We start from the raw sequence: 16,867 nt of genomic DNA, 5'->3' as shown, positions 1-16,867 counted from the left end.
ACGCAAGAAGGACGCTGAAGAGCTTAGTTGCGGATTTGAGGAGCAAGAATTTTGTACTTTCACGGGGCTTTTTCCTTTCTGAATCCATCTTGTCATACAACTGAAAGTATAGGGTATATACTTGTTCATTATATTCCTATGGCATTCGTATAGGAAATTTCTCCTATTTTCGGTGTTTCTCTTTCTGAGAGAAATGGGGTGATTGGTATTTTGATGTATATCAAATATTTATAAGATTGGTATAATCAATTTGCTCAACAAATAATCAGTTTTTTCTAATCATACCTCTTATTTTTTATGGTATGACTAATATTTTTCTTCTGATTTTTAGTGTTTTTTGTGTTATCTTTTGTACTTTTGCATTTACAAATCTTTCTCTCAGAAAGAAAACTTCAATTTGTATAACATAATTCCAACTTATTTTTTGTCAGATAAATAAAAATAATAATTGCCATAGAATAACAGCGGGCCGATTGGGCACGTATGCTGAAACCTATGGCGTAAACTGTTTTATAATGTGAATTAAAGTGTATTTAAAATAATACTGTTCGCTTTATCCACTACGGAGGTGTCTAACGATGCAAGATAAATCCGTGTAGTGCTTTCTGAATCATGTCCCATAGCTTCGCTGATGGTAGCCAACGGAATGTTTTTGTTTCTGGCGATAGAAGCCCAGGCGTGACGTGCCACATAACTCGTCAGCGGAATAGGAAGGCCGATTTGTTTTCCCAATTTCTTTAGTTTTGAATTCACCAGCTGGGCTGCATTCTTGTATTGTTTCCGTTCATCCGTTTTTGCGTCGAGAATGATCGGCAATAGATAAGAAGAACCTATGGTATCGTATTTATCTATGATTTCTTGCATGGGCTTTTCCCATTTGATTACTAGCTGTTGGTTGGTCTTTTTTCTGCGATATGATAAAAAACCGTTTTGCAAATTACTTTTCTTTAGATAAGCCATGTCTATAAATGACATCCCTCGGGTATAAAAACTGAACATAAATAGGTCTCTTGCATATTCCAAAGAGGAGTCGTGACTTAAATCCATATCGCGTATCTGTCGGATAATTTTGGCCGGAACTGCCCGTTTTACAGTTTTATCTATGCCCGTATATACATGTTTAAACGGATATCGCTGTATAACCAATTCTTTTTCTACGGCACGATTATACATGGCTCTGAGGTTTCTCATGTAATAGGAAGTACTGTTCGGACAAATGTCATTAGATTTTAGATATTGTTCATATTCCATCATCAGGTTGGAGTCTATATTGTCGAAAGGGATGTCTCTGCCTTTCTTTCTGAAATTCATGAATCGCTTGAAGCTATTGAGCGTAGTGGTATAAGTTTCTGTGGTGCGTATTTTACCTATTTGTCTCAATTCTTCAATGAGATTCTCACAAAATGACACAAAGTACTCGTTCACAGGAGGAGCGGAATAATATTCAATGATTTCGTCTGCCGTATATTTGTATCCAAGATTCTCAAATCTTATCATAATATCTTTTAGACGTGAGGTGTCTTCCTCAATACATTTTTTTAAAGAAACCAAATACCGATGCCGGTTTTCTCCTGTCTTTGCTGGTATGATTATTTGGGAATTGAAAATATCCCACTCGTCAGGATAAATCTTGTATCCTGAATTTATCTGCCTTGCTACACGATTATGAATTACTTGATAGAACAATGTTCCCGCTTTTCCTTCTATAGAGGAATGTCGATACTTTATTTTTAATGATGCCATTTTTTTGTTTAATTAATATTATATTCTCCAAAATAAATGTTTTGGCGTATTATATGTTTAATAACCAATAAATTAGATAACTGTTTGATTTTGATTATAGTTGGATTTATATTGATATGGCGAAATACTTGGCTATTATATATCAATGTGAATAATGTTGGATTTTATTCTTCTTTTATTTCCGTACTGCCCTTTTCCTTGTTTTCTGCCTCCCCTAATGTACGTTTTTTCATAGCCCCGTTTGAGAGCCTTTGTTTTTGAACGGCAAATTTATTTCGGTGGATGGATACGAAAGAGTTCCGGTCTTCGCCCTTTGTACCGAAAAAAATAACGCCGGACGGCTTCGCTGTCCCCAACATTTTTTGTCGTCCAAAACTTTTCTCAATCCCTCCTTCCTTCTTGTTGTGTGCCGTAAAAAAAAGGCTTATAAACTCAGATGGGGCATGAAAGCTCAAAAAAAAAGTCGGCAGAAAGAAAAGGCCATCCCGGAAAGGGGTTTTAAAAAAAGGTCTTTAAATCTAGCTGAAGCATAAAATTAGAAGTTTAACCCTTTAAAAATGTGACATATGATTACAGTGACGGAACAACTAAAGAATGTGTTTGAAGCCAACCCTTTGTACTCAAAAGAGGGGCAGGGGCTTAATGCGGAAGTCATCGCAAGGTTTTTCCTTCCTTTTTCTTCGGTGGTATGGTTGGTAACGGAAGCCGAACAGCAGGAAGACGGTGACTGGCTTTTTTTCGGTTATTGCCATATTCAAGAATGGGAATGGGGTTATGTGCTTCTTTCTCAAATTCAAGAGGTGAATGTTCGTGGGTTGACCGTGCAGCTGGATAAAGGACTGAAAACCGGTATAACGGTAAAAGCTTGCCTGAATTGATTAGAGAATAAACGGAGAGGGAACAACCCCTTTCCGCTTTCCAACCGGAATATTGAACTTAAAAACGGAAGTTATGGTTTACGAGACGAATTGCACGGAAATAACACAGGACAAATGGCGTGAGCTGATGAAGTACGGTAGAAAATGCTCCTATCGGCTGCTTACGGCGAGAATCAAGCGGGAATTGCCGGAATTATACCATGCGCTGGCTCTCCAGTTCTATAATCCTTATGCGGAACAGTGCAGGCAGACACCCACACATTATATATTGGTTCATTCGGCCATTGAATATTTTATCAGAAAACAATAAAGGACAAATGGTTATGAAAACAAAAAAGGTTGATAAAAAGAAAACGCTGGCTTATGCGGTGGCATTTTACTTTACGGATGTTTCCGTAAAGTTCATGATGGGGAATGCGATGTATGAGTATGTACATACCGTTTATGACAGGCGGTATGATAACGGTGGCTTTAATACGCTTGCCGTAGTCTATAATTACAAGAGGATGAAGTACGAGGTATTGGTCGTATCGGACGAGAAGGTAGGTGATAAGGAGATTCATATATTATAAGTTTCACAAACAGGGCTTTTGCCATATAAAAACGGCTTTTGAGATGAAAAAGTTATCGGCTTATACGGTTGCATCCAACTGCACCGACTTGACGGATATACGTGACGGCATCGCTGAAATACATGAAGCGATGAAGACTTGCGTTGAATCCGGGAAACATATCCCTTCATTCTATGTTTCCCGGTTGGCCAAACTGGAAACTAAAAAGAAGAAACTGGAGAAACGGACGCAGGTACACATGACCGTCACCATCCGTTTCTTTATAGATGATGATACCCTTACAATGGCAGTCAGGCATTGCCTTTTCTTCAAGCTGGAACCGACTCGGCAGAATGTGATGAAAGCCATCCGTGATGCGGTTCTTAATAACGGACGTTCCATTCTTGACTTTCCGGAAGCATGGGGAGAAGATCTTATGGATGTGTCTTTCTTTGATGTGGAGAATGCCATGAAGAAGCTGCGTTCCTCATTCGGCCTATAAACTTCATTGCATATTTTTCCGAAAGTAAAGTAACCGTTGGATTTTTGGCCAGCGGTTCTTTTTTCAAAAAAGAACCAAAAACTTTGAATACAATCTTTTTTCATCTTCTAACTTATGTATTCGGAAAAAATTCCATGGCATTCAGAAAAGGGATGATAGCGGTTTGGGGATTATAGGGTAGATTTGTGGGGTAAGCTTACAGAGACAGTTTTTATAGGCAGGTTCCGAAAAGCCTTTGAGAGAGTAGGAGAACATGAGTTATAATATATGGCTATAAGTATAAATGATAGACAATTGATTACACAATTTATTACTAATACTCAGAATTTGAATGTTAATTTACCTACAAATGGTGGAGGGTGTGCTAATTTAGTTAGAGGAATTATAGAACAGGCAACAGGAAAAAGAATTTCAGTTAATCCTTTTGGAGCTTCTTTAGAAAGTATGATACAAAAAATAAATACCTATCATGATTTAGCTAAATGTAATAATGGAGATATATTATATTTTGTGCATCTTCCTAATGCTGCTGTAAATTTACATCAAACTATTCATTATGCAATTTTTTGTAATGTTAATAATGCTGGTGTACAGAAAAATGTTATTGGGATAAATGGATTAGCAGATCTTTCTTTTTCTCCCACAGCTTATCATGGTGTTGTAGCATCTGTAATATCTCCGGGTAATTTTAATGGAGTAGGGCAGGTGATATATGATACTGTAGCATTCCCTAATATTCTTGGTGAATTGTATGTTATTGATTATGAATTGATATAGGAATAAGTTTCTTCGTTATTTTATGGCGTACAGTAGTATAGAAATAGAAAAAAACTGAAAATTGAATAGTAAATTTGTTTGCTCCATGTTACGTTTATTACCGCTTGTAATCGGGCTTTGCGCAGACTTTATGTCCTGAAGGCTTTTTAGTACCCCTTCCATTTGGAAGATTTTGACAGCAGCGATGAAGGTGGTGGAGGATATATCCGGCTGGAGGCTTTTCAGTGTGTTCTCCGATGGCTGATATCCTCTCATCTTCAGTTCCAGAATGGTATTGAAGTCATCATTTCGCATAGCCTTCATGAAAGCCTCCTCTTGTTCGTTGGCAATGTCCGGATTTGGATCGTATGCAGTTGCTTGCCGAACAAGAACAGACTTTTTATTAATGTAATAGTGTCGCTATTCGTCTGTTTTTATCTTCTAGCTAAAGGCAGTAACAACCGTTCCACAAGTTCTTTCTTGTTCTCAACGGGCATCTTGTTTCTGCCTTTGGCAATGACTTCAGCAGCCAAATCGCTTTTACGCCCGGCAATGTATTTCTGTCGCTTTCCGTTTATGAAGGCCTCGATACGGAAATCATGCCGGGTGTTTTCGATGATGTTGATTTCTGATACCAAAAAGCCATCCTCTGTCTCGTAGGGTTCGACAATGGTGGGCAGGTAGTGTTTCATGGTTTTCCCTATGATCGGAGATACCAAACCGGAAAGATGCTCTTCGATGCGGTCTTTCCAATAGTCATCGATTTGATGATTGGTGGCATAATCGTAAAAATGGCTGATGGCAAGGCTGACTTCTTCGATTATCCTTTTCGCATTCTTTATTCCGTTCTGTTTGGCAAATTGCATCAGGTCATCTTCCGTGATGTCGTTATCTTTTCCTGCAATGCTCATGGAGTGTGCGTTTTCGTATGCCGCACCGTCCAAATTGGTGGTGAATGTCATGTCGTAGGCTGGGGTGATGTGCCATGTGCCGTTTCTTTCCATCAGGAAAGAGAAATTCTTGATGTGGTCATCCACATTGCCGCCCATGATATTGAATACCGTCCTACGGTAGAGTTCGGACTGTTCGCTTGCCGGGATGTTCAGTTTTCGGCAGACTTCAAACAAATCCTCATAGCTCGTTGCATCCGGATTCATGGCAGCAAGTGTCTGTGTATGTATCTTCTCTCCGTTTATCCTATCGTAACGCTCCGTCAGGAAGTGATGTTTTCCCTCAATTTGAATGAGTCGGGAAGGCATCATCGTAATCCCGGCTTCCTTTGCCATCTCATAATATACCATTTCCATTTGCGTGAACGGAAAATCGTCCCCTTCTGCAAACTTCAATATGTAGTAGGTATAGCCCTCCGGTAAAGGGACTTGGCCGGAACGTATATCATGTGTCGTTTCATTGATGGCGATGATGGCTTTCGGGTGCTGCCCTCCGGCTGATGTACCTATCTCATAGATACTTTGCAGTTGCAGTGCTTCGTCATCTTGCACGGATATTTCCTCCCGTTCCTCAAAGATACGGCGTGCCAGTTGGTATAAACTCTCTATCTGGAGAGTGGAAGAGGATTCCAATCCAGGAGTGGCCGGGATGAACTCAAAGGCTCCCATTCCCCGTTTCCCGATGAAAGACAGTTTATCTACCGGTGTGAGTTTGCGCTTGGGGATATGGTTTTGTGCCGCCCATTGGTCGAAGACCATGTTACCCCACCGATCAGGCAATGAATCTGCCAAAAACGGTGGGAGACCTTGATAAGTCTTTTCTTTGTTTCCGAGTATGGGCATACCCTTTGCCGCCGGTCCTTTGACAGAAGCGGTCAGTGGGGCGATTTCCACTCCTTTCTTGATGAAATCCGGATGATAGTTGAAGACGGCTCTTTTGTTTCTTTCGTCCCAATAGAGCTTTCCGACTTCTTCTCCCCATAACATAACACTCACAACATTATTTTCCATGTCTTATCCTTTTCGGCTTTTTATTCATTATTCGTTCCATTGTATAGGCTGAAACAGGTATTTCCGGCATCAGATCATCCATCTGTTCCAGACAGTCCACTACTCGTAACAGGGCAAGAAAGTTGCCCATATTGATGTTATAGGCCTTCCCGTTCTCAAACTGGCGTAAGGTGATAAGGCTGACACCGGCTTTCTCGGCAGCCTCTTTTTGGGTGAGCCTATAGGTTAGCCTGTATTCCTTAAATCGTCTGCCCAGTTCCACTATGATTTCCGGATTGGCCATGGCTTGGGTGATGTGATTCGTTGTCATTTTACAAAGGTAAATATATTAATTGTTAAATCAAAATATTATATATAACAATTAATATATTTACTGTTATATTGAATTGTGCGCGATGTAGTTTGTGTGCTAATCCCCCAATTCCATGCTACGTTTATTGCCGCCTGTAATCGGGCTTTGCGCGGGTTTTATGTCCTGAAGGCTTTTTAGCATCCCTTCCATTTGGAAGATTTTGGCGGCAGCGATGAAGGTGGTGGCGGATACATCCGGCTGGAGGCTTTTCAGTGTGTTCTCCGATGGCTGATATCCTCTCATCTTCAGTTCCAGGATGGCGTTGAAGTCATCATTTCGCATAGCCTTCATGAAAGCCTGCTCTTGTTCGTTGGCAATGTCCGGCATTTGGATGGTATGCAGTTGCTTGCCGAACAAGAGCAGGTTTTTTCCGATAAAATCGGCGTGTTCCGGCTTGACCCCGCAATCCTTGGCAGTCTCATGCCAATGCGATACGGTTTCCTGTATCTCTTCGATAATCTGTTTGTGTTTCCGGATACCCATGTTCTCACCTACCTTTTGCAGATCTTCCATCGTGAAATTGTCTTGTTTGCCGTTGAGTGACAGCTGGTGGCGGTTCGTCCATTTGCCGCCCGGTGTGTATGAGTAGCAGAGGTCGTATGCCGGGGCCAGTTTCCACTTCCCTTGTCTATCCATCAGGAAAGATAAGTTCTTGCTATGGTCGTCATGGTTCCGGCTCATGACGTTGAACACCATTCTTCGGTATAGTTCCTCCTGCTCTGGATAAGGGAGGTTCATCTGCCGCATGATACGGAATATCTCTTCGTATGAATGGCGTTGGTCACGGTCATAGTGGGCAAGCCCGGCCAATGTCTGTACATGGATCTTCTCTCCGTCTTCCATACGGTCAAAACGTCGTGTCATAAAGTGATATGACTCTTTTTCCTGAAGTAACCGGCATTCCATCATATCGATACCGCAGGCTTTTGCCATCCGGTGATAGGCATATTCGATATTTCCTATTCCTTGTGGATTGTCCGTTATCTGCGTGTGTTCGCTGTATTTGCCGCCATCAAATTTCAACAGCCAATACCCGAATCCTTCAGGAGCTTTTACCTGTCCGGAGCGTACCTCTCCGGTAATATCGTTGTAGGCGATGATGGCCTTGGGCTTGGCACCTCCGGCAGATGTTCCCACTTTCAGTATATCCAGAATGTTTCTTCCTTCCTGGCGCAGTTGGACCTGAAAAGCCATTCTGTCCGTGAATACGGATTTGGCAAGCTCAGTCAGTTCCTCGATATGGAGCACTGATGATTCGTTCATGCCGTTGATTGGCGAGGACGGCTCAAACTCCAGTGCGCCCATGCCACGTTTGCCTACATAGCAAAGCCTGTCTAAAGGGGTAATCTCTTCTCCGGACAATCCCTTGCTGGCAAACCATTCATTGATGATCTGGTTTCCGAAAGTGTCCGGCAGTGAATCGGCAAACAGGCCGGGCAACCCCTTGAAACAGTCGGTACGGTTTTCAAGGAACCGGTAGGGGGTGTTCCTGTACTGGCTGATGGGCATGATGATGGGAGAAATGTCAAGACCGGAGCGGATGAACTTCCGTTCATAGTCGAACAAGGCGGCATTGCTTTCCTTTTCCCAATAGAGAGAGCCTACGCTTTCTCCCCATAGCTTTACATCTACTATCAAATCATTCATGGTTATCTTGTTTTAAATGGCGTACACGGTAGCGTTTCTTTCCTTGCAGTTTTTTGAGCTCTATCGGGCTGACCCGGATTTCCGGTACCAGTTGCTCCAGGTTCTCCAGCAGGCCGAGCGAGCGGAGTACGCTGATGAACAACAGCAGCGATACCGATTTGCCCTTCTCGATGTTCGCAACGGTCAAGGGGCTTACACCGGAAGCCGTTGCCAGTTCTTCCTGCGTGATATGCTGCCTGATACGTGTCTCTTTGATGCGCTGGCCGATTCTCATCAGCACAGCTGGATTGCTCATTTCATTCCACATGGTTGTTCCTTTTTTGCAAATATACAAATAATCCATGTAAATATATAGATTAACTTGAATATATGATGTTAATCTATATGAATACAATGATTATAGTTGCTTTATCGGCTGTTTTTTTCTTTGAACTAGGATGAAAACTGACTAAAATCACAATGTGTTGTGAATATGAAAGAGCTAGGAAAGATGATTAAAGAGTGCAGGAAGAGTTTGAAGGTCAATCAGCTGGAACTTCTCCGAACTGGCGGGCGTGGGCATCAATACGCTGGTGGCCATCGAGCGTGGAGAAGGCAATCCTAAATTGGCTACTGCTTTCCATTGGAGTTGATTAAAGTGCGGAAAAATATATAAAATTGCTTCTATTATCTGTTTATTTTAGTATATTTGTGCTTTAAATAAGTGCGGATAAATGTATTATACGCTGTTTTTACATGTATAAAAATGCTGTTTGTAGATGAAAAGATTTGTTTTGCAACAACTTATAGAATGGAAAAACCGTGAGGATAGAAAACCTCTGATTTTAAATGGTGCCCGACAAGTTGGGAAAACATGGCTGCTCCATGAGTTTGCCAAACTTGAATACAAAAAAGAGGCTTATGTGGTATGCCGTAAGAATAACCTTGCACGCCAGCTTTTTTCTCAGGATTTCAATGTTGACAGAATTTTACGGGGGCTGCGTGCGATGACTTCCGTTGACATTACTCCGGGTGATACGCTTATTATCCTTGATGAGATACAAGATATCCCGGAAGCACTGGAATCTTTGAAGTATTTTAAAGAGGAGGTTCCGGAGTATCATATAGCTGTGGCAGGTTCACTTTTGGGGATATCCCTTCATCAGGATGTGTCTTATCCCGTAGGGAAGGTAAATGTCATCAATATATTTCCTATGAACTTTGAAGAGTTTCTTGTCGCCAAGGGAGAAGAAGAAGCTTGTAAATTGCTTATGAGTGGGGATTTTGAAACGATAAGCCTCCTGCATGACAAATATACGGATCTCCTTCGGCAATATTATTATGTAGGTGGTATGCCGGAAGTTGTACTCAAATATGTAGAAACGGATTCCTTGCTGGAAGTCAGAAGAATACAGTCGGAGATTTTGCAAGGCTATGATCTTGACTTCTCAAAACATGCGCCCAAAGAACAGGTTCCGCGTGTCCGAATGGTATGGAACAGCATTCCTTCCCAATTATTTAAAGAAAACAAGAAATTCATTTACGGAGCTTTGCGAAAAGGTGCCAGAGCCAATGATTTTGAGATGGCCATTCAATGGCTTGTAAATGCCGGGTTGTTGTATAAAGTGCCTCGATGTACCAAACCGGAGCTTCCGCTTGATATTTATGAAGACCTGTCGGCTTTCAAACTCTATATGGTTGATTTGGGGCTTATGGGTGCTATGGTCAAGACAGATCCGGCCCAAGTCTTGATTAAAAACGACATATTTAAGGAATACAAGGGAGGAATGACTGAACAGTATGTATTGCAGCAGATGAAAAGTAAGGGCGTGTCACCGATTTATTACCATAACACAGACAATTCGCGTCTTGAGTTGGATTTTGTTATTCAACGTAATGCCCAAATGGTGCCGATAGAAGTGAAGGCCGAAGGGAATGTCCGGGCCAATTCGTTGACAGCATTACTGGGAAAAAGACCGGAATTGCATGCGGAGAGATTTTCTATGTTGCCTTATAAAGTACAGGGTAATCTTACAAATTTTCCGCTATATGCAATATAGGTGTATCCTTTTCCCATGCCGGTCATACCGTTAGAACTGATTGATAAGTATGATGCGTATGTTGGCCGGTATGTCTATCTTTGTGGCAATGAAAACAGAGAGAGGATTGATTTACGCCTTGTTTTCCGGGACGGAAAGGAGATTGGCACGGATGATCTGAATCTGTATTATAATTGATGTGACGGCTTGGATGTCCCCCGGATGAATGTTCGGGGGATTCTTTTTCTTTTGGGCGTTCCTGTGGGACGGTCAGGCTTTTCGTTGCAAGTCCTCGCCTAAAGGCTGTGGGCTTTACTCTGCAATCCCTAACGCATGGCTGAAAAGTCCTCTTGCCGGTGTTCTTCTTCATACAGCCTCATGCGTTCTTGTAATGCTTCTTTTAAATTGTCGCTTTTTTTCAGTCCGAGTTTGGCACGTATGTTCGCTCGTTGGCTGGTTATGTTTCCGCTACTCCGATGTAATAATTCGCATATTTGGCTGACGGTCTTGTCTTGCAGTATTAAACGGCAGATGTTTAATTCGGACGGGGATAAATTGGGATATATTCTCCTGATTGTATCAAGTTTACTTTTTTCCTTTTTCTGGTATGCGGCAAGGGCTGTAAAAAGATTTTCTTTGGATTGTTCCCCTATTATGCTTAACAGGGAGCTTGTCTTTTCTTCCGGGTTATTCTCGCTTAACAACTCGGCGAACGCAAATAGTTCTTCCTTTTTCATTTGGAGACGTTTCAAAAGCATTTCCTCTTCCTCTTTTAGCAAGTTGCTACTTTTTAGCAAGTTGCTGATATTGCTGTGTATGGATCTTCCTAATAAGGGGATCATGGTGTATATGATGATGACCAAAGGCAGATAACTGTATAGGAACGGTTCGTCGGTGATAAGTGTGCAGATTGTATAGGAAGCTATGGTAAGGGAGGACAATAGGATGGAGATCTTACTCATATAGGCACAGATGGAAAGCATGATAAATAAGATAGAGAGAGTAAGGTTACTCATTATCAATGCTCTTTGATAACTATATTCATATCCGCTACATATTGAGCAATAAATTATTTCGATAAAAATCTCGATATGTATGGCTATCAGTATAATGGAAAAGGTCGTGGTCAGATTTACTCTCTTTTTAAAATAAGCGAGAGTACACATAATGATAAACAGGAATAATGCGCTGTTAATATAATAAAACTGTTCATTGGGAAATGGAACTGAAAATATGTATATGGGTGCGCATAAGGCCAGCATGAGCAGGGATAGATGAAAGACACGTTTTTGTTGATACGTTATTATCTTTTCTCTTTCTTTTTTGTCGTAAGTTTGAGTTTTTATTGAACTTAGAAAAGTGGCGGCTTTTGTGCTGATTTTCATGTGTTTTATTGTTTTAAGTGTTATTAAGTATGATGTTTCCTGCAAAAATAACTGTTTTTTTTTTTTTTTGTATGTTTAAGTACTTTTCTTTATGATGTTAAGTGTTTTTAATTGTTGTGTAAGCGTGATTGGCTGCTGTGGTAAGTGTTGTAGCTGTTGTGTGGTTGTCTTTTTAAGTATTTATAAGTTTAAAATACTTGTTTTTTGCTTTGGAGGTTGGTTTATAGGTATGTATTTTTGCGGTTGAAATTCAGGGGGGTGTAAAAGCCTGGGTTTGGATTGTCATATTAACAAATGATTAAATGACGAAAAGATGTTTTTTTTATATTAAATGTGTATTGTTCGTGCTCGTGTTGAGTATAAGCGGAGAAATATCCGCTCAGGAGAAGCGTGATTCGGTAAGGATCTATTTTCATCAAGGAAAGGTAAATATAGATACATGTTTACTTGACAATGGGAACGAGATGGAGCGGTTTGCTAAAATCTGTTCCGCATTGAACGACTCCGTCCGTCTTATCAGGAAAATTCAAATAATAGGAGGAGCTTCCCCGGAAGGAGGGGGGCTATTGAATGGAAGGCTGTCTGAAAAACGAGCAGAGGTTTTGTGGCGGTATATATCACCTTATATAAAGATTCCGGTATTGGAGAAGGATTTTCATTTTTCGGGAAGTGACTGGAACGGACTTATAACGATGGTGAGAGCGGATGTGAATGTTCCGGAGAGGGAGGATGTCCTTCGTTTGTTGGAGAAGATCGTCCGTTTGGAAAACCAGGACAGCCCTTATTTGGGGGGAGAACTGAAAAGACTGAAAGGGGGGAGGCCATACTCATATTTGTATAAATTCCATTTTCCGAAACTTCGTTCGTCGATGGTGAAAATATGCTATGATAGTGATCCGATAAATCCCGTCAGAGATACGGTATATATACATACACGTGATACGTTGTGCATCCGTGATACCGTTACCGTCATAGCTCCGGTAAAGAAACGGCCGTTTTGCATGGCGGTGAAAACAAACTTGCTTTATGACGCTGTTTTGATACCTGACATCGGGGTTGAGTTCTGTTTGGGGAAGAACTGGTCTGTGGCCGGGAATTGGATGTATGCCTGGTGGAAAAGTGACCGGAAGCATAATTATTGGCGTATCTATGGGGGAGATGTGGAGTTGCGCCGCTGGTTCGGTCGGAGAGCGGTGGAAAAACCGTTTTCCGGGCATCATGTCGGATTGTACGGGCAGATCGTCACCTATGATTTCGAATTGGGTGGGAAAGGTTACTTGGGGGATAAATGGAGTTACGGGGGAGGCGTGGCTTACGGCTACTCGTTACCTGTGGGACATCGGTTCAATGTGGATTTCACGTTGGGAATCGGCTACCTTGGAGGATCGTACAAGGAGTACATCCCTTTGGACGGTCACTATGTATGGCAGACCACTAAAAACCGCCGCTGGTTCGGCCCGACCAAGGCGGGTATCTCTTTGGTGTGGTTGATCGGGCGGGGGAATTATAGCCGGAAGAAAGGAGGCAGGCAGTGATACGGATACGCTTTAGTCTGGTGTTCATATTTTTATGGATAGGACTGACGGCTTGTGAGCATAAGGATTTATGTTACGATCATCCGCACTTTGCCACGGTGCGGGTAATATTCGACTGGACCAAGATTTCCAATCATGACAAGCCTGAAGGCATGAGGGTCGTATTTTATCCGACCGACGATGAAAGCAACACGTGGATATTTGATTTCCCCGGAGGAGAGGATGGGGAAGTGGAGCTTCCCGAGAATGATTACCGGGTAATTTGCTTCAACTACGATACCGACGGGATGGTTTGGAAAGAAAACGGCAGTTACACGCTTTTTACTGCCGATACGCGTGATGTTCAGTCGCCGGATAACCGGACAATGGCCGTCACCCCACCTTGGCTGTGTGGCGACCATATAGACAGAGTTATCCTCAAGGACATTCCGGGAGGAAGCGCGGAGATGGTACGGCTGACTCCCGTAAACATGGTATGTCACTACACGTATGAGGTGAACGGTCTTCGGGGACTGGATAGGGTGGCGGATTTGCGGGCTGCTCTTTCCGGCATGTCCGGATCGCTTAACATGTCCGGCGACAGTTTGCCCGCCGGTCTTTCGGAGAGCCTGCTCTTTGATGGAATGGTTTCGCGGAATCAGATTATAGGCGGATTCTATACGTTTGGGTATTCCGCACTTGAAGGAGAGCACAATGTTTTCCGGCTGTATCTCAAGAACCGTTCCGGCAGCATGTCTGTATTGGAACAGGACGTGAGCGGCCAAGTGCATGATGTCCCGGTAGTGGGGCATGTCGGTGATGTGCATCTGGTGTTGAATTTTGATTATGAGGTGCCATCCGAGCCGGGAAGTGACGGTGCGGGATTTGATGTGGACGTTGATGATTGGGATGATGTGAATATGGATATAGTGTTGTAATATGAGTTTATTAATTATATGTATCAATTTGATTTATTTTTATTTATGAAAAAAAGTACAGTAATGCTTGGGGCAATCTTTGGAACATTGTTGATGGGTTGCTCAGACGAGGAGATTGCGAATGTGGAAACTTCCTCACGGAATGCGATTGGTTTTAACGTGTTAAGTAATGCGGCGGAAACGAGGGCTATCCCTACTACCAACACCAACTTGAAGAGCACCGATTTCGACGTGTTCGCTTTTACGACGGATGGTACTGCCTTCATGGGAAAGGTAGACACGGAATTTGGACATGACGGAGTGAAGATCGTGTACAAAAATGGTAAGTGGGATTATGACGATGCGAACGACCTTCGTTATTGGCCTACCGAGGCTTTGGACTTTTACGCGTTCAATCCCGGAACGGTTAGTGAAGACATGATGGTGAATTATATGTGGGAAGCCTCCAGGACTGTCCAAAAGATAAGTTATACCTGCATCGATGAGTATGGAGCCGGTACTCATGCAAACTACGACGTGATGTATGCCATGGCCAAAGACCGGACAAAAGACATGAACAACGGAATAGTGAAATTTAAATTCAAGCATATTCTGTCACAGGTCGTATTCAAAGCAAAGACCGAATACGATAACATGCAGGTGGACATCGACATGATCAAGATTCATAATTTCAAATTTGCCGGCACCTTCACATTGCCTGCGACAGCCGAAGAAACGGGAAGTTGGAATTCGCCTGATTTAGCATCTTTTAACATGTTTACCGTAGTGAAAAACGCAAACATCACGGTCAATAGCAATACCGAAGCTACCGATATTACCACAGCTACTCCTATGCTGAATATACCACAGGAGCTGACTGCTTGGACTGTTTCCGGAGCCAGCAAAACCAAGAAGGGTGCCGACGATGCGAAGCAATGTTACCTGGAGATTGCCTGCAAAATCCAGCAGTCCGGAGCTTATCTGTTGGGTTCAGCAGATAATTACGGAACAATTTATGTTCCGTTCAGAGCTATATGGGAACCGGGCAAGCGATATATCTACACATTGATTTTCGGTGGTGGTTATACTGATCAGGGAGAGGCTGTGTTGAATCCGATCCAGTTTGATGCAGAGACAACAGGCTGGGTTGATGCAGATAATAAAGACGTAAACGTCAAACCTTAATCCAAACGTTTATTAATATCGTACCCGTTGGCAGGTTAAACATACGCAAGATTAATCCCGCCAACGGGTTTTTTATTGCTTTTATCATCTGTAATTTATGTGTAGGGTTGCTTTTTGCGTACCTTTTTCCTGGAGAATTTCTTTTGTGGAGTGTTTGCCCTGTATATTCCCGATACGCTGTTATAGCAGGGAACTGTTTTTATCCAAGTAGTCAGATATAGCCTCTTGCAATACCGATTTTAGCGAATCGCCTTTGCGGATCGCGATCAGCTTTAAGTTCTGGTGATAGGTTTCGTCCATGACAAAATTACAATGCACGGTTTTCGCTTTCTTCGGCTTTTGAGCCTCTTTTTGCCCGGACGTGGATTGGATCAGGCTGTCTAATCCCCCGGTCAGCCCGGCCGACATACTGTTTTTTAAATCGTTCTTCTTTGCCATATGGTTACTTTATTTCTGTTAGCAGTTCGTTACATACCTTCTCGTAGTCCTCTGCCCCGGCAGATTTGGGGGCATAGTGAAAAATATCCTGCCCTTGTGTCGGGGCTTCGGCCAGCGTAATGGCGTTGCGTATATGGGTGCTGAACACTTTGCCCTGGAATGTTTCCTGTACCAGTTCCGAAACGCTCTTGTTCAGGTTCTTTCTTCCGTCGTACTGGGTTATCAGAACCCCGGCTATCGAAAGATCCGAGTTCAAACGTTGCTGCACCTTGTGGACGACCTGCATAAGTTTGGCCATTCCACGCATTGCCAGGAATTGAGCCTGAACCGGGATAATCAGCCGATCCGAGGCCGTCAGTGCGTTAAGCGTGAGCAGCGACAGCGAGGGGGGACAGTCGATCAGGATATAATCGAATTTCTCCTTTTGGCCCTTGATAAGGTGGGCTAAGATAAGTTCCCGCCCGGCCTCGTTGATTAACTCCGTTTCAACGGCCGAGAGATCCAGGCAGGAGGGAACGACGCTAAGGCCGTCCTTATGCTCGTAGATCGGCAGGTCGTATTCGCCTTTCATCGCGCCGTAGATCGTTTGGGGAAGCTCCGCGGAGAAGCCCAGCGATTCGGTCAGGTTGGCCTGCCCGTCAAGGTCGATCAAAAGAACCTTGTACCCTTTTTGACGTAACGCGCCGCCCAGGTTGATCGTGGTTGTGGTCTTTCCTACTCCCCCCTTGTGATTCAATACGGAGATTACTTTTGCTTTGCTCATAAATTCAGTTTTTTAAATGGTTGTCATGTCCGCAAATATAGTTAAAATACTAATATACTAAAATACTAAAAGTAGTATTTCTCGTTTTTTGCGTGTTTTTTGTACCGATCGGGGAAGCGTACCGAAATAAATCCTGTTTCCGTCTTTCGGTACGTTTTGTTTCTGTACCGGAATTAATCAAAGATTAGAATAACCATAAATGTTTTTATACGTTAATCATACGTATGTATATATGTATATATTTGTTTTTGAGTATC

The 16,867-nt window shown here is 42.6% G+C and carries 17 protein-coding genes and 1 pseudogene; 10 read left to right on the top strand and 8 right to left on the bottom strand.

The features are described from left to right. Positions 1 to 522 precede the first annotated feature (522 nt). Positions 523 to 1,743 (bottom strand): site-specific integrase, encoded by a 1,221-nt coding sequence (locus DWX33_RS20995; RefSeq protein ID WP_117984116.1) that lies wholly within the window; start codon positions 1,741 to 1,743, stop codon positions 523 to 525. 566 nt (positions 1,744 to 2,309) lie between these two features. Here DWX33_RS20995 and DWX33_RS20985 point away from each other — a divergent pair. From DWX33_RS20985 to DWX33_RS20965, 5 genes are all read left to right on the top strand, one after another. Further along, positions 2,310 to 2,621: a DUF2958 domain-containing protein gene (locus tag DWX33_RS20985; protein ID WP_005868826.1), complete on the top strand. Its 312-nt coding sequence runs from the start codon at positions 2,310 to 2,312 to the stop codon at positions 2,619 to 2,621. 73 nt (positions 2,622 to 2,694) lie between these two features. After that, positions 2,695 to 2,931 carry a hypothetical protein gene (locus DWX33_RS20980; protein WP_005868824.1) on the top strand — a complete coding sequence of 79 codons (237 nt, stop codon included), beginning with the start codon at positions 2,695 to 2,697 and terminating at the stop codon, positions 2,929 to 2,931. A gap of 13 nt (positions 2,932 to 2,944) precedes the next feature. Further along, positions 2,945 to 3,193, top strand: coding sequence for a hypothetical protein (locus tag DWX33_RS20975; protein ID WP_005868823.1), 249 nt, complete (start codon positions 2,945 to 2,947; stop codon positions 3,191 to 3,193). A gap of 43 nt (positions 3,194 to 3,236) precedes the next feature. Continuing rightward, on the top strand, positions 3,237 to 3,674 hold the full coding sequence (locus tag DWX33_RS20970; protein ID WP_005868821.1) for a hypothetical protein: 438 nt from the start codon (positions 3,237 to 3,239) through the stop codon (positions 3,672 to 3,674). A gap of 267 nt (positions 3,675 to 3,941) precedes the next feature. Then, on the top strand, positions 3,942 to 4,451 hold the full coding sequence (locus DWX33_RS20965) for a hypothetical protein (protein WP_007569216.1): 510 nt from the start codon (positions 3,942 to 3,944) through the stop codon (positions 4,449 to 4,451). Positions 4,452 to 4,864: 413 nt separating this feature from the next. On the opposite strand, the gene DWX33_RS20955 is transcribed toward DWX33_RS20965, so the two are convergent. The 4 genes from DWX33_RS20955 to DWX33_RS20940 form a co-directional block, all read right to left on the bottom strand. Next, on the bottom strand, positions 4,865 to 6,391 hold the full coding sequence (locus DWX33_RS20955) for a type II toxin-antitoxin system HipA family toxin (protein ID WP_005868817.1): 1,527 nt from the start codon (positions 6,389 to 6,391) through the stop codon (positions 4,865 to 4,867). Beyond that, positions 6,381 to 6,701: a helix-turn-helix transcriptional regulator gene (locus DWX33_RS20950; RefSeq protein WP_005868815.1), complete on the bottom strand. Its 321-nt coding sequence runs from the start codon at positions 6,699 to 6,701 to the stop codon at positions 6,381 to 6,383. Before DWX33_RS20950 ends, DWX33_RS20955 begins: the two co-directional genes overlap by 11 nt. A 99-nt stretch (positions 6,702 to 6,800) precedes the next feature. Then, entirely contained in the window at positions 6,801 to 8,390 is a 1,590-nt protein-coding gene (locus DWX33_RS20945; RefSeq protein WP_117984114.1) for a type II toxin-antitoxin system HipA family toxin, read from the bottom strand. After that, positions 8,383 to 8,733, bottom strand: coding sequence for a helix-turn-helix transcriptional regulator (locus DWX33_RS20940; protein WP_005868812.1), 351 nt, complete (start codon positions 8,731 to 8,733; stop codon positions 8,383 to 8,385). The genes DWX33_RS20945 and DWX33_RS20940 overlap by 8 nt, the downstream gene beginning before the upstream one ends. A 129-nt stretch (positions 8,734 to 8,862) precedes the next feature. Between DWX33_RS20940 and DWX33_RS22980 the strand changes: the two are divergent. Both DWX33_RS22980 and DWX33_RS20930 read left to right on the top strand, forming a co-directional pair. Then, positions 8,863 to 9,022 (top strand): annotated as a pseudogene (locus DWX33_RS22980) (helix-turn-helix domain-containing protein). Between the two features lie 126 nt (positions 9,023 to 9,148). Beyond that, positions 9,149 to 10,429, top strand: coding sequence for an ATP-binding protein (locus DWX33_RS20930; protein WP_005868811.1), 1,281 nt, complete (start codon positions 9,149 to 9,151; stop codon positions 10,427 to 10,429). 305 nt (positions 10,430 to 10,734) lie between these two features. Here DWX33_RS20930 and DWX33_RS20925 read toward each other — a convergent pair whose 3' ends face one another. Beyond that, a complete protein-coding gene (locus DWX33_RS20925) occupies positions 10,735 to 11,793 on the bottom strand; it encodes a LuxR C-terminal-related transcriptional regulator (RefSeq protein ID WP_117984113.1) in 1,059 nt (352 codons plus the stop codon). Positions 11,794 to 12,095: 302 nt separating this feature from the next. On the opposite strand from DWX33_RS20925, the gene DWX33_RS20920 reads away from it, so the two are divergent. The 3 genes from DWX33_RS20920 to DWX33_RS20910 are packed head-to-tail and all read left to right on the top strand — an operon-like array spanning position 12,096 to position 15,409. Continuing rightward, the gene (locus tag DWX33_RS20920; RefSeq protein ID WP_005868809.1) at positions 12,096 to 13,328 is read left to right on the top strand and encodes a DUF3575 domain-containing protein; all 1,233 of its coding nucleotides are present in this window, start codon (positions 12,096 to 12,098) and stop codon (positions 13,326 to 13,328) included. Further along, on the top strand, positions 13,325 to 14,245 hold the full coding sequence (locus DWX33_RS20915; protein ID WP_117984112.1) for a DUF5119 domain-containing protein: 921 nt from the start codon (positions 13,325 to 13,327) through the stop codon (positions 14,243 to 14,245). The genes DWX33_RS20920 and DWX33_RS20915 overlap by 4 nt, the downstream gene beginning before the upstream one ends. Positions 14,246 to 14,290: 45 nt before the next feature. Continuing rightward, the gene (locus tag DWX33_RS20910) at positions 14,291 to 15,409 is read left to right on the top strand and encodes a fimbrillin family protein (RefSeq protein ID WP_117984111.1); all 1,119 of its coding nucleotides are present in this window, start codon (positions 14,291 to 14,293) and stop codon (positions 15,407 to 15,409) included. A 180-nt stretch (positions 15,410 to 15,589) separates the two neighbouring features. On the opposite strand, the gene DWX33_RS20905 is transcribed toward DWX33_RS20910, so the two are convergent. Beyond that, a complete protein-coding gene (locus DWX33_RS20905; RefSeq protein ID WP_117984110.1) occupies positions 15,590 to 15,847 on the bottom strand; it encodes a hypothetical protein in 258 nt (85 codons plus the stop codon). Between the two features lie 4 nt (positions 15,848 to 15,851). Next, a complete protein-coding gene (locus DWX33_RS20900) occupies positions 15,852 to 16,610 on the bottom strand; it encodes a ParA family protein (protein WP_005868802.1) in 759 nt (252 codons plus the stop codon). Positions 16,611 to 16,867 lie beyond the last annotated feature (257 nt).

Source organism: Parabacteroides sp. AF19-14 (genome assembly GCF_003635485.1).
GTDB classification, from domain to species: domain Bacteria; phylum Bacteroidota; class Bacteroidia; order Bacteroidales; family Tannerellaceae; genus Parabacteroides; species Parabacteroides distasonis.
Note: the sequence above shows the minus strand (reverse complement) of the source record. Positions and strands in the feature narration are given on the sequence as shown.

Coding starts and splice junctions, on each gene's coding strand:
- DWX33_RS20955 (WP_005868817.1), bottom strand. CDS start 6,391: ATGGAAAATAATGTTGTGAGTGTTATGTTATGGGGAGAAGAAGTCGGA.
- DWX33_RS20970 (WP_005868821.1), top strand. CDS start 3,237: ATGAAAAAGTTATCGGCTTATACGGTTGCATCCAACTGCACCGACTTG.
- DWX33_RS20980 (WP_005868824.1), top strand. CDS start 2,695: ATGGTTTACGAGACGAATTGCACGGAAATAACACAGGACAAATGGCGT.
- DWX33_RS20965 (WP_007569216.1), top strand. CDS start 3,942: ATGGCTATAAGTATAAATGATAGACAATTGATTACACAATTTATTACT.
- DWX33_RS20995 (WP_117984116.1), bottom strand. CDS start 1,743: ATGGCATCATTAAAAATAAAGTATCGACATTCCTCTATAGAAGGAAAA.
- DWX33_RS20930 (WP_005868811.1), top strand. CDS start 9,149: ATGAAAAGATTTGTTTTGCAACAACTTATAGAATGGAAAAACCGTGAG.
- DWX33_RS20905 (WP_117984110.1), bottom strand. CDS start 15,847: ATGGCAAAGAAGAACGATTTAAAAAACAGTATGTCGGCCGGGCTGACC.
- DWX33_RS20925 (WP_117984113.1), bottom strand. CDS start 11,793: ATGAAAATCAGCACAAAAGCCGCCACTTTTCTAAGTTCAATAAAAACT.
- DWX33_RS20940 (WP_005868812.1), bottom strand. CDS start 8,733: ATGGATTATTTGTATATTTGCAAAAAAGGAACAACCATGTGGAATGAA.
- DWX33_RS20910 (WP_117984111.1), top strand. CDS start 14,291: ATGAAAAAAAGTACAGTAATGCTTGGGGCAATCTTTGGAACATTGTTG.
- DWX33_RS20900 (WP_005868802.1), bottom strand. CDS start 16,610: ATGAGCAAAGCAAAAGTAATCTCCGTATTGAATCACAAGGGGGGAGTA.
- DWX33_RS20920 (WP_005868809.1), top strand. CDS start 12,096: ATGACGAAAAGATGTTTTTTTTATATTAAATGTGTATTGTTCGTGCTC.
- DWX33_RS20975 (WP_005868823.1), top strand. CDS start 2,945: ATGAAAACAAAAAAGGTTGATAAAAAGAAAACGCTGGCTTATGCGGTG.
- DWX33_RS20950 (WP_005868815.1), bottom strand. CDS start 6,701: ATGACAACGAATCACATCACCCAAGCCATGGCCAATCCGGAAATCATA.
- DWX33_RS20945 (WP_117984114.1), bottom strand. CDS start 8,390: ATGAATGATTTGATAGTAGATGTAAAGCTATGGGGAGAAAGCGTAGGC.
- DWX33_RS20985 (WP_005868826.1), top strand. CDS start 2,310: ATGATTACAGTGACGGAACAACTAAAGAATGTGTTTGAAGCCAACCCT.